Source organism: Oceanobacillus kimchii X50 (assembly GCF_000340475.1).
GTDB classification, from domain to species: domain Bacteria; phylum Bacillota; class Bacilli; order Bacillales; family Amphibacillaceae; genus Oceanobacillus; species Oceanobacillus kimchii.
The window spans coordinates 2,938,592-2,952,124 of the sequence record NZ_CM001792.1; the positions used below are offsets into that span (position 1 = coordinate 2,938,592).

The 13,533-nt window shown below is 36.5% G+C and carries 10 protein-coding genes; all 10 read right to left on the bottom strand.

Annotated features, from left to right (window positions below; all coding sequences use genetic code 11):
* Positions 1 to 275: 275 nt before the first annotated feature.
* The 10 genes from C794_RS15250 to C794_RS15295 all read right to left on the bottom strand — a co-directional run bounded on the left by C794_RS15250 (position 276) and on the right by C794_RS15295 (position 13,496).
* Positions 276 to 1,400, bottom strand: a complete 1,125-nt coding sequence (locus C794_RS15250) for a zinc-dependent alcohol dehydrogenase family protein (protein WP_017798024.1) — start codon at positions 1,398 to 1,400, stop codon at positions 276 to 278.
* Between the two features lie 40 nt (positions 1,401 to 1,440).
* Positions 1,441 to 2,886, bottom strand: a complete 1,446-nt coding sequence (locus tag C794_RS15255; RefSeq protein ID WP_017798025.1) for an aldehyde dehydrogenase family protein — start codon at positions 2,884 to 2,886, stop codon at positions 1,441 to 1,443.
* Between the two features lie 99 nt (positions 2,887 to 2,985).
* A complete protein-coding gene (gene ahlS, locus C794_RS15260) occupies positions 2,986 to 3,819 on the bottom strand; it encodes an AhlS family quorum-quenching N-acyl homoserine lactonase (RefSeq protein WP_017798026.1) in 834 nt (277 codons plus the stop codon).
* 593 nt (positions 3,820 to 4,412) lie between these two features.
* Positions 4,413 to 5,069 (bottom strand): GntR family transcriptional regulator, encoded by a 657-nt coding sequence (locus tag C794_RS15265; protein WP_017798027.1) that lies wholly within the window; start codon positions 5,067 to 5,069, stop codon positions 4,413 to 4,415.
* Between the two features lie 256 nt (positions 5,070 to 5,325).
* Entirely contained in the window at positions 5,326 to 6,762 is a 1,437-nt protein-coding gene (locus C794_RS15270; RefSeq protein WP_017798028.1) for an SLC13 family permease, read from the bottom strand.
* Between the two features lie 60 nt (positions 6,763 to 6,822).
* Positions 6,823 to 8,835, bottom strand: coding sequence for a TRAP transporter permease (locus C794_RS15275; protein WP_017798029.1), 2,013 nt, complete (start codon positions 8,833 to 8,835; stop codon positions 6,823 to 6,825).
* Positions 8,836 to 8,957: 122 nt separating this feature from the next.
* The gene (locus C794_RS15280) at positions 8,958 to 9,992 is read right to left on the bottom strand and encodes a TAXI family TRAP transporter solute-binding subunit (protein ID WP_017798030.1); all 1,035 of its coding nucleotides are present in this window, start codon (positions 9,990 to 9,992) and stop codon (positions 8,958 to 8,960) included.
* 18 nt (positions 9,993 to 10,010) lie between these two features.
* The gene (locus C794_RS15285) at positions 10,011 to 11,012 is read right to left on the bottom strand and encodes a DctP family TRAP transporter solute-binding subunit (protein WP_230199302.1); all 1,002 of its coding nucleotides are present in this window, start codon (positions 11,010 to 11,012) and stop codon (positions 10,011 to 10,013) included.
* Positions 11,013 to 11,242: 230 nt separating this feature from the next.
* Positions 11,243 to 11,908, bottom strand: coding sequence for a response regulator (locus C794_RS15290; protein WP_017798032.1), 666 nt, complete (start codon positions 11,906 to 11,908; stop codon positions 11,243 to 11,245).
* A complete protein-coding gene (locus C794_RS15295) occupies positions 11,901 to 13,496 on the bottom strand; it encodes an ATP-binding protein (RefSeq protein WP_017798033.1) in 1,596 nt (531 codons plus the stop codon). Before C794_RS15295 ends, C794_RS15290 begins: the two co-directional genes overlap by 8 nt.
* Positions 13,497 to 13,533: the final 37 nt, after the last annotated feature.

The following is a 13,533-nucleotide window of genomic DNA, read 5'->3' on the forward strand; positions in this document are numbered from 1 at the left end:
GGTTTATAGAACGCTTCTATTCACTACTTTTCTAGATTTCCATTGCTGTTTTGGTTTATAGAACGCTTCTATTCACTACTTTTTTGGATTTCCAAAGTTTTTGGGTTTTAGAGAACTGATGAAATTGTATCTCAAGGCTGCCCTGGTTTGGATTTATACCGTTCTACTAAAAAATGGATATGTTTTCTGGAACCCTTAACATGCACACCACACTAAAAAGAGCTCAGGCTTTTTAACCCGAGCTCCTTTACTTTGTCTATAACTCATATTATTATTTACATCTTAATTATAATCCTCGACGAATCTCCTTTAGCCAGTTTATCAAATCCTTCATTTATCTCATCTAATGATATAAAATCTGTCATCAATTTATCAACAGGCAGGCGATTTTGTTTAAATAAATTCATGTAACGAGGAATATCCCGATCTGGAACACAGCTTCCAACGTAAGAACCTTTTAACGTCTTCTCCTCAGCAGTTAATGTCACATATGGAAATGAAAATTGATGCTCTGGATGTGGCAAACCAGTAGTCACCGTAGTCCCACCACGTTTAGTTATGCCATAGGCGACTTCCATTGCTGGTACTGCTCCTGCCGTTTCAAATGCATAGTTTACGCCACCATTGGTTGATTCTTTTATTTGTTCTATTACGTTTTTATCTTTGGAATCAAACACATCGGTAGCTCCTAGTTCCTTCGCTTGTTTTAATTTAGCTTCATTAATATCGACTGCTATAATTCGGGAGGCTCCTGCTGCTACTGCTCCAAGCAACGCACTTAGTCCGATACCACCTAACCCAACAATTGCAACGGTACTACCAAGCTTTACATTAGCAGTATTAACAACGGCACCGACGCCAGTAATAACGGCACAACCAAATAATGCAAGTTTTTCAAAAGGAATATCCTTTTCAACTTTTATAATTGAATTCCTAGAAACCACTGCATATTCTGAAAAGGCTGATACACCAACATGATGATTAACAGCTTCACTATCAGCATGTAGTCTAATGCCTCCATTAATTAATGTTCCAGCTGTATTTGATTCAGCTCCTGGTTCACATAATGCAGGGCGTCCTTCCTTACACGGAAGACAATATCCACAACTTGGGACAAAGACACATACAATATGATCACCTGGTTCTAAATCTGTAATCCCTTCACCAACTTCTACAACAACACCTGCAGCCTCATGCCCAAGAGCCATAGGAAGTGGTCGTGGTCTACTTCCATTAATAACGGATAAATCTGAGTGACACAGACTTGCAGCTTTAATTTGAATAAGTACTTCTCCATGCTCTGGGGCATCTAATTCTAGCGTTTCAATCTTAATTGGTTTACTCTCTCTATATGGCAAATTAGCTCCTGAAGTTCGTAAAACTGCTGTTTTCACTTTCATTCGTACTCACTCCTCCATAATCTGGCTTTATTTGTTTTTGTTAATAAAGTTTGATTCCAATAAATTTTGTATCCATCATTTCTTCCATAGCATATTTAACCCCTTCTTTTCCAATACCGCTATTTTTCACACCACCATATGGAATATGATCATAGCGGCGTACAGACACTTCATTAATCCAAACACCACCAGTTTCGATTGCGTCTGCTACACGTATTGCTTGGTTAATATCCGAAGTAAAAACACCTGCATGCAGTCCAAAATCAGTAGCATTTGCATGTTCAATTACTTCCTTCTCTGTGGAAAATGACATAATGCTAACAATCGGTGCAAATACTTCTGCACAAACAACTTTCATTTCAGGTAGCACATTAGCTATTACAGTTGGTTCTAATAACGCTCCTTTACGTTTCCCACCGGTCACTAATGTTGCTCCTTGATCAATTGCTTCTTCAATCCATGATTGAGCACGTATTGCTGCTTCCTCGGTAATCATCGGCCCCATCTCTGTTGATTCTTCAAGCGGGTCTCCAATTTTTAAGGCCTCTACTTCTGTAGTAAACTTCTCTAAAAACGAATCATATATGCTTTCCTGAACATAGATACGTTGGGCAGAAACACATGCTTGGCCTGCATATGTATACCCTCCCATAATAATTGAACGAACAGCAATATCCATATCTCCAGCTTCGAAAATAATATTAGGAGCGTTTGATCCTAATTCAAGCGTTACCTTCTTCCGTTTAGCGATTTCGTTTATCTTCCATCCTACTGCACCACTTCCAGTAAAAGTAACTTTTTTTACGTATGGATGTGTTATAAGTGGTTCTACAAGGTCTTTCCCAGGCCCCATAACTATATTGAAAACACCATTTGGAAGTCCTGCTTCTTCAAATAATTGATATAGTAGTACAGAAGATAGTGGTGTTTTTTCTGCAGGTTTGAGAACAATGGTATTTCCTACTGCTATCGCTGGAGCAACTTTATGAAGTACAAGATTTAATGGAAAATTAAATGGTGTAATTGCCGCTACAACACCCACAGGAATTCGCTTCGTTATACCAATTTGATCCTCTCCACCTACTGCGCTATCCATAGGAATTTGTTCACCATAAATTGACTTTGCTCCTTCCGATGCAAACCTTAAAACTTGAACAGCGCGTTCTACTTCACCTCTACTTTCACGTATTGGTTTACCTGCCTCTAACGTTAACATTCTAGCAAATTTTTCAGACTGCTCTTCTAATAGTCCAGCAGTTTTCCGCAATATATTCGCTCTCTCATGGGCAGGCATCCTTCTCATCGTATTCTTAAAAGTATAGTGAGCAGTATCTACTGCATCATGAACATCTTCTTTTGTTGCACATGATATTTTTCCAATTACTTCATTATTATATGGATTAATTACATCTAAATTTTTTCTTTCACCTTTTCGCTCTTCTCCATTAATTACCGAACCAAAGTAATGACCGTTTACATCAATCATGTAGACCAAACCTCCGTTTAGTGAACTTACTTTATTATAGAAGAGTCTCATGACTATTCTAATGAAGATGTCATGAGACTAATCTGTTATCTTGAACTATTACTCATAAAACCCTTCAGTTGATTTGATAAACTTTCTGAATTGTTCCGAATCATGTCCAAACCAAACCTGAGAATCGGTGCGCTCTGCATACTTTTTAATCTTTTCCACTGCATTTAAATAGCCAATAGAATCATATATAATTCCAGGCATCTTTACCGGTGGACCATAGCTTTCTGATGTATATATAGCATCAGAAGCTAGTATAATCCCTCCCTCACCTGGCAATTCTATGTGTAATCCAAGTAACCCCCAAGCATGGCCAGGACCGAAGTTAAGAATCTTCACTCCTTGAGCAAGTTCTAATTCATCTTCATGCGGCATCACTGTTTTCCATTTCAAATCATTTGTTATCCATGCATTAACATCTGCCCAAATATAGGCCCCCATATCTTTTGTCATCGCATACTGCTTCATAGTATTAGAGAGCTCTGTATCATGAACAATAATAGTAGCGTTTGTAAATAATTCTAAACATCCAGCATGATCTAGATGTAAGTGAGAAGCAACAACATACTTAATATCTTCTGGTCTCGTATTTAGTTGTTCTAACCGATTAATCAAATAACAAGATTCATCTTGGAACGAAGGGAACATCTTTTGAGTTCCTTCTGGCCAACGACCGCCTTCACCCATTCCTTCTGGATTGCAACCAGTATCAAAAAGGATTTTCCCTTCAGGATGATCAATTAATACAGCATATACAGGAAATTCAACAAATTCTGCAGGCGGGTTAGGATTATCTATATTCGCTGGATTATGCATGGCAATCATATAGTTTTTATCCATCTTCATTGTTCCTGTGTCCAATACATACAACTTTGGTTTAATCATTTGTTTACCTCCATATTTATAATTTTATTTAGCTCATCTAAATCTAATCAATGCTAAAAAATGAAATACGTTATACATCTCTCATAACAATCGACCCCCTTGTTACTTCTCTTGCTGAGCTAATGATAGCTTTATTTCATCCAATGTAAACTCTGCACACACCCTTCATTAACATGGTGCTTCATTATTAATCAACCTTCCTTGTTTACATTTTATAAACGAAATATTCAAATTATTTAAATGATACTTTTTACTTTGTATTTATAACTTACGATTGATCCATATTCATTTAAATAAAGCGCTTACATTTTATTAATATAATTTCTGGATACTGTATAACTGGATACAATTTATTGTAATGTATATTCATTATTTTGTAAATATTTTTATTATTAAATTGAATTGAATAGACAAAATTTAAAAAGCCCTCAATCAATACAAAAAGAATACGACAAAATGAAAATAATTTAAAACACACACAGTTACAGTTGATATCCTTCCCCATAAGTAGTCAGGTTTTTACTTTTTAATCTTTCTACCTATATGGGAGCATGTCACAAAACTATGTGCGTTTTTATTTACAATAAATTTATTTACTTTTTTTCTAATGTCTGAAGTAATTCCACACCAGTTCGCTGGATATGCTGAGCAAGTAATTCTGAGGCTTTGTCAGCATCTCTTTCGACAATTGCTTCTAATATAACTCCATGTTCCTTATTCGATTTTTGAACTTGACCAGGAATGATTTGTGGAGTATCAAGAGCAAATCCATTTAAAACCGCTTCTATGAAACTTAATAAACGAGAGCTTTTACAACGACTAACTAGTATATCATGGAAATTTGCATTATATTCTACATACTTCTGATCTGACTCAGTTTGCAGCATTGTTTGATGAAGCGCCGATAACTCATCTATATCTGTCTGTTTAAATTGCTCCATACTTTTCTTCAATGCCATTGGTTCTAGAACCGAGCGAAGTTCATATATTTCTTGAATATCTTCCTTTTTTATTTCACGAACGACCGCTCCTTTATGTGGCTGCATTACGATAAGTCCCTCTAATTCTAGTGTTCGCAATGCCTCTCTTATTGGCATACGACTTACACCGATTTGATTAGCTAGCTCTGTTTGAACCAATCTTTCTCCAGGTTTAAAATCACCTTTCAATATAGCTTCTCTTAAAACGCTACAAACACGATTATGTAACATTTCTCTATCGCCAATTCTTAAATTCATCTCATCAGCCATAATATTTTCCCCATTCTAATAAATCTGGATATTTTATACAATAATTATAGCGAACGTACTGTTTAATTAAAAGGATTCACGATAAAAATATTACAATACATTATAAAACAAATTGTTAAATATATAATATTCGTTTCCCTCTAGGATTGAAGTAGACACCAAATATATTATGATTCTTAAAACAAGACATTGGAGTATTTTTCTTAATCAATCTGCTTAGTGAAATTCCAAACAAAACCTTATATTCCCTAACAAATTATGGCCAAAACCCCAACCACCTCCACCAAGTAAATGCAACAAACAAGGTTATAATGGTACTCGCAATAGTGGATAACAACCCAGGTAAATAGAAGTCGCGTTGATTTATCATTCCCGTTCCATGAACTACTACATTTGGCATAGTCTCTACGATTAATAGATATCCGAATAATATCGTTATTGCAGAAGTAAAACTTACTACCACTGGGTCAATACCAGCCTGTAGTGACAAACTAATTAGAACAGGAAGTAATGTCACTACTGCAGTAGAAACATTTGTAACCCCCAGATGGTAAATTTGCGATATTAAAATAACCATAAGTATTGCAAGCCATGGGTTAGCGAATATATTTATTAGATTTTCAGAGGTAATAAGTTCTTCTAGAAGTTCAATGGCACCTGACTCGATTAATGCAAATCCTAATGATAAAGTCGCACCAATTAATAAGACCAAATCGAAGTTAACACTAACGATTTTTTTCCATTTTACAAAACCAATTCTCGGCAACGCCATTAGTACGACAGCCATTAGAGCCGGAACAGTGGGATGGTACCCATGTATTGGTTGTGTCATCCATAATAAAACAGTAATCGATAGAATGATCATACATTTTAATTCTGAGTTACTTAACCCTCCCAAGTCTTCCTTTTTCTGTTTCATTTGTTTATGGAGAATGTGAAAAGAAAAATCTTCAGGAGGGAAACATTTCCATACAATATATGGGATTACCACAATTAATAATATCCAAACAGGAAAAGCATACACAAACCAATCTAGGTAAGATAAAGATTTTCCTACATATAATTGTAAAATCTCTATCGTTAATATGTTACCAATAGCTGCTGTTAAAATAGCTGTCCCGCTAATATTTCCCGCATATGCTGTTCCTACCAACATAAGTTTGCTAAAATTACTTCCTTTTTTTGCCCCTACTGATTGAAGTACAGATAGAACAACAGGTACTATCAACGAAGATCGCACAGCAGTTGCCGGAATAAAAAATGCCTGTAATTGCATAAGTAAAAACACCCCTATAAATATACCTTTTGCCGATGAACCCCATTTAGCAAAAAGCATATAGGTGATTCTATTCATTAATGGAGTCTCATTTACTCCTTTAGCAATCATCATTCCTGCTACTATCAGAAATACAGCTGGAGAACCAAAACCGCTTAATACCACATCAATAGGAACAGCATGCAAAAACAATAATAATATCATCATAAAAACAGAGGTCATGCCCAGAGGCAGCGATTCAAAAGCCCAAAGTAAAATACCATATATCATAATACTGATTGTGGCTTTTGCAGACCAAGGAATATCTTCAGGCAACCAGATTAATAATCCAACGAAAATAGCTGTAGAAATTAAAAACGTAATCATTTTTCCGGACAGCTTCATACGCTTGAATGAATGAATAAAATTAAATAACATAAGCAACCTTCTTTATCTAGTTTGTTTAACCTTCTCGAATAAGCTATAAAGTAAAACTTGCTAAAGCGGAGATTCTGTACTAGCGCTTTCTATCATAGATTGATTGGGCGGTTCAGATTTATTTAAAAACTTTTGAATTACTAATACTGCACCTACCATGACAACCCCAATAATATCTGTTTGAATACCAGAGAGCATAAACATAATTGCAGCTAGCAGAAAGATAATCCGGCTATACCAGCTAGCCATTTTCCCGAAAATCCATCCTTGTACGGACGCCGATAGCAAGTAAACTCCAATCAGTGCTGTGATTACTGCTAAAACAATTTCCGCTACTGTTCCACTTTCTAGTAATAATTCCGGACTGAAGAAAAACATAAACGGCACGATAAATGCCGCAAGACCAATTTTGAAGGCCTGCACACTAGTTTTCATTGGATTTGTTCCGGATATACCAGCTGCTGCAAAGGCAGCTAGTGCTACTGGTGGCGTAATTGCTGAAATAACCGCATAGTAAAAAACAAACATGTGCGCAATTATAGGATCAATTCCTATATTAACCAATCCAGGTGCAATAACAGAGGCTGCAACCGCATAAGCAGCAGTCGTTGGCATACCCATCCCAAGAATAATAGAAATTAACATTGCAAAAATTAGTGCAATGATTAAATTGTTATCCGCAATGGTAAGCAGCATTGAACTAAAACGCTGACCAATACCTGTTAATGCAATTACCCCAACAATAATCCCTGCTGTAGCAACAATGGCAATAAGCTGAATAGCATTTTTCATCCCCAATTCCAATGCCTCTAATACCTTATTTAAGCCCATTCGTGTCTCTTTATTAAACAAACTTAGTATAAAACAAGCAATGATCCCTGCTGTACCCGCAAAAATTACGGAAAACCCACTAACAAGCAAATAGATCAGCAAAACAACCGGTGCAAATAAGTAAAATTTCTTTAGCAATTTCTTCAAGTTTGGTAGACGGTCACGAGATAAACCAACCATACCACTCTTAATAGCTTGAAAATCAACCATAAAATAAACAGAAACAAAATATAAAACAGCCGGGATCGTTGCAGCTATAATAATTTCAGAGTAAGGGATACCAGTAATTTCCGCCATCAGGAATGCTCCCGCTCCCATAATTGGCGGTAGTAACTGTCCACCTGATGATGCTGTTGCTTCAGTTGCTGCAGCAAACATTGGTCGGTAACCTGTTTTTTTCATCAATGGAATCGTCAATGAACCGGTTGCAACAACATTACCTGCAGAGGTTCCGTTGATCATTCCCATTAGACCAGAGGAAACAACTGCAACTTTTGCCGGACCACCTCTTAAACCGCCGGCTATCCTGAAGGCAACATCAATAAAATATTGACCAACTCCGGACATTTGCAAGAATGCACCAAATATAATAAATAGGATAATATATTTGGAAGATACATCTGTAGTAACACCAAAAACACCGTCCAACCCATATACATAAGTGACAAATCGCTCTAGAGAATAACCATTATGATTTAAGATACCTGGTAAATACGGCCCCGCAAATGAATAAAGGATAAAAATAAACGCCAATATTGGCAAAATCCAACCACTTGACCGACGAGTTATTTCCAGAACCAACAATAAACCAAGAAAGGAAACAATAAAATCCATCGTCGTTGGTGCTACACCAAACCGAAAAACTAACTGTTCCAGATTTATATAAATATATAAAGCTATAAAAATAGCGATTGCAATAAGTACCCAATCTATAATGGTCACTCTATTTGATTTGGTCTTCCACCCTTTATAAAGCATTAAAGCAAGCACTGTACCAAATGCCAAATGGGTACTTCTAAATACCCACGGGTCAATTGGATTAAAGTTAAGAATATATAAGTGAAAAAGTGCTCCTATGACAGCTATAGCCATAAATATATAGCGGAAAGCACCCTTCAAATCTCTTATCTGAGGAGAAGATTCTAATTCATCCTCTGTAATTCTCGTATCTATTTTTTTATTTTCAATTTCATCCGTATGTTCCGTTTGCTCTCTTGCAACATTGTTTTTTTGTTGAGACATATGATTCCCCTCCCTGTTTACATGCTGAAAAATAACTACGATCCCCTGTCATTTCAACAGAGAATCAATAGTTTAAATAGAATTTTATTGTGTGAAATTTTAATTGGGTTGTCCAATCTCAATCAATTATTTTGTTCCCATTCAGGAGGATAGACTGCATCAGGAAGGTCAATTCCTATTTCCTCATAATAACGAATTGCTCCAGGATGCAACGGATACTCTTTATTTTCTAATATGGCAGCAGGATCCTCTGATTCCTGAGCGGATGCATGTGTTGAAATCATTTGATCAATATTTTCGTGATATGCTTTAACAAGATCGTATACAAACTCCTCATTTGCTTCTTTTTGCACAACACCAAAGTTAAACTGGGCTATAGTTTCCACGTCTCCATCAAGAGATTCATACGTGTCTTGAGGGATTACAAATTCAGTAAAATATGGTAATGCTTCCATTACTTTTTCACGTTCTTCACCATCTATACCGTAAATATTAATATCAGCCTGCGTTTCTACCTCTGTGACGGCAGCTATTGGTAACCCCGCAGAAAAACCAATATGATCTAACTGCCCATCTAACATTTGAGAAGCCATATCGCTTGCACCTGCTGCAACCTGGTCACCCGTTTCAATGCCAAGCGCTTCATAAATTAAGGGATTATACGTACCTGGTGTTCCGCCTGCAGGACCAATACCGACACGCTCTCCTTCATGTTCCATTATGCTGGTAACTCCTGAACTTGCTGTAGACCACCACTGAAATGGTGTGTTATACATTGGAAATATAACACGAATATCACTAAATTCTTTGCTTGCCCATTCCCCTTCACCATAGTATCCTTCATACAACGGTCCCATTGTCACCATACCAAGCTGAATATCATCAACATCCAAAAGTTGTATGTTATGCACAGGACCACCTGTTACCTCCACATTTGAAGTAATATCAAGATTTTGCTCCAATAATGTCGCAAGTCCTCCACCCCAAATATAATATGTACCGCCTTGAGAGGCTGTACCAATTGTTACTGTAGATGGATAATCTCTTTCTTCTACCTCTCCACTATCCTCACCTTCTGCTTCCTCACTGCTACATGCTGCAAGTAACATAATTATCAATATAAATGTGATTAAATAAAACTTTTTAATCCCTTTCATTTAAACCCTCCTAGTATTTTAATAATTCAGAAATCTTGGTAAATAATGAATATATTGCGACCCATACTTTTCAGTAAAACGCTCATACAGCGGATCTAATGTTTCTTCCCAGGTATTTTTTTCCTCATCACTTAACTCGTGAATATTAATGCATTGACATTCTTGAAGATATTCGTACTCCTGTACATTCAATTCTCGCGCTTTCTTAATTTCCCATTCCGTTACTTCCTCCATCACATCTATAATAATTACCTGAACTTCATCAGGAAGACTTTTCCAAAAATCATCATTAATTAATACCAAATATCCTAAGTAACCATGATTGCTAACTGTCAAGTGATCTTGTACTTTGTGGATATTTTTACTGACAATATTGGAATAAGTATTTTCCTGTGCATTTAAAACTCCCTGTTCCAATAAAGGGAATACCTGATCAAACGTCTCTACCTGAGCATGAGCCCCGAGTAATGAAAATTGTTCTTTTAGAATATCACTGCTCATAATTCTAAACTCCAATCCTTCAAAATCCTCCGGGTAGTGTAATGCGTTTCGATTGTTAGTTACTTGTTTAAAACCACTTTCCCAAAAGGCAAGAGGATAGAAGCCTTTTTGCACCAACTTATCTTCCAGTATTTTTCCAGCTGAACTATTTAAGTAATCATGAATCTCTTCCTCATTTTCAAAAGCGAATGGTATATCAATTACTTTCCATTCTGGGACCAATGCCGTTATCTTTGAAGTAGACGGAGCAAGCATTTGCACATCACCAGCTAACAAAGCCTCTATCTCTTCTCCATCTTTATAAAGAAAACTATTTGGAAAGACCTGTACTTCGACATACCCATCCGTTCTTTCTTCTACCAGCTCCGCAAACTTTCTAGAAGCAAGTCCTTTTGGAGTCTCTTCTCCAACAACATGAGAAAAACGGATAACAATTCGTTCTTCTTCACTCAGTTGTTCATGATCTTCCGGATAGGATTGCACTTGACATGCATTTAATAAGAATAAAAAAATTATCACTAAACTAGTTTTATACCACTGAAAAAGGACTTTTACTTTCGATAATGACACCACCTCTATTCAAAAGATAATAGACTTAAATAACCCTGATTGGCGAAAGCGATGACAGCGCAAGAATATAGGATAAAACCTTTCACAATCTATGTTACCCCAGATTATAAAGCGCTTTCATTATTATGACAATAAAATATTCATATTGATCTTTTTGGTCTTTGTGGTCTTAACATAGGTCAAACAGAATAGTTATGACTTGGCCTTCCTACCTTGCCATATTCTATCTGGACTGTTATTCTTTCTTGCTTTTCCAAATGTTCCAGATATCTACGTACAGTTACCCTTGCCATACCCATTTTTTCAGCTAACTCTTCGGCAGTAACTGGACGTTGTTGATCTAATAGAGCCATATAAATTTGCTTTAACGTAATTTCACTTAGCCCTTTTGGAGGTGAATCTGTTTTCATGTTGTTTTTTTGTTTATTCCAATCATCAATATCTTCTTGACTTAACGATTGGGACCACTGTAACTTCATCCACATCTTTTTATAATTTTCCAGAGCTTGCTGAAAACGATTGAAACGGAAAGGTTTCACTAAATAGTCAACAGCACCGAGTCGAAATACTTGCTGTATCGTTTTGGCATCTCGTGCAGCTGTAATTAGAATAACATCTGAAGGCAATTCTTTTTGGCGTATTTCTTGTAATACATCTAAACCGGAAATATCGGGTAAAAACATATCAAGCAAAATAAGGTCAGGGGGAGATTCCATGGCTTTATCCAACACTGTTTTTCCGCTTTCAGAACAAAATTGCAAATGAAAGCCCTCCATTTTCTCAAGGAAACTTTTGTTTACCTCCTGTACCATTGGATCATCCTCTACAATCATTACATTAACCATCATCACCCACTCCTATTTTTTGGCCTACAATTATTTCCATAATTGTCCCATTAGTTCCCTTTGAAGTAATGCTTATTTCACCCTGATTCGCCTCAACAATACTTTTTATAAGAGCAAGTCCAAATCCTCTTCCTTCCTTGGCCTTGGAACTATAACCTTCTTGAAAGACCAGTTCACTTTCCCCTGTGGGTATCCCTTTACCACTGTCCTCTACCATGATATATAAAGAATTGTTACCGCCTTGAATCAGACAGCTGACTTCTTTGAGAACAGCATCTTCACAAGATTCGATTGCATTATCAAGCAAATTTCCAATCAATGTAATCAAATCTCCAGAACTAAAACCTTCCACCACTCTGTTTAAATAGCTATCCTCATGAATCCATAAATGCACACCCATTTCTTTAGCACGTGCCCGTTTTCCTAATATAAGCCCCGATATTGGGTAGTGATCAATGCGATCCCTTAAAAACTGAATCATATTCTCTTCATCAGATGTTTCCTCAATAAGCAGTTCCAGAGCCTCATCAGTTCTATCAAGCTGGATAAGCCCAGCAATACTATGAAGCTTATTCATATACTCATGATTTTGTGCACGGAGCGCGCTTACTAAACTTTTAACACCGGTTAACTCTTCTCCAAGCTGATGAATTTCAGAGCGATTTTTCAAAATAATCAAAGATCCCATAAAATCTTTTTTTACAAAAATAGGATATATAGAGACCAAATACATCGTTTTATTAAAAGATACAGGTTTGTTAATAACCTTCTCACTTTCTAAAAGCTGCTCAGTTATCCATGATCGTGTAAACACTTCACTTATGTACATTTGACCGGAAAATGTATAGCCTGTATATTCTTCTGCAAGTTTATTCATGAAACTTATTTTCCCTTTATCATCTGTAACAATAATTCCTGTATCCAATGTCTGCATGATTGTTTGTCGCTCTTCAAACAGTCTTCCAATTTCATAAGGCTCCAATTGATAGGTTTGCTTCTTCACATTGGTTGCTAGGAACCAAGAACCACCTATCCCAATAAGTAATCCCCATACAAGTGAAACGAGCAAATCACTCTGATAATCTTTTACTAGAGACTGAAAGGTCGGTGACAGAATTCCAACAACTGCTACTCCAACTTGATGTGTTCCTGCTTCATCCATAATTGGAACAAAAGCACGTATGGCATATCCTAATTCTCCCAAAGCTTTGGATGTATATTCATGCTCAGAATATGCTGCTATCTCATCTCCTCCCTCAAAAACCTCACCTATTCTCGTTTCTGATGGATGTGAATAGCGAATGCGGTTCATATCTAATATGACAATATAGTCAACATTGGTAGATAGACGAATACGCTCTGCAATCGGTTGTATATACTCCTCTCCCCCTTCCTGTCCAACATTAATAATTATGTCATCCAGTTGTGTCAGTGTTCTGGCAATAGCGATAGCGCGCTCGCCTATCTCTTCCTCAAAAGAATCAGATATACTGATGAGCATCATCCAACCGCTTACCAATACAGAAGAACAAACTAAAATAGAAGAAAGAATCAATATTTTCGTACGTAATTTAATCCTTTTTTTCATGATTATCAAATTCCTGTATCAAGGATTGGCAACTCTT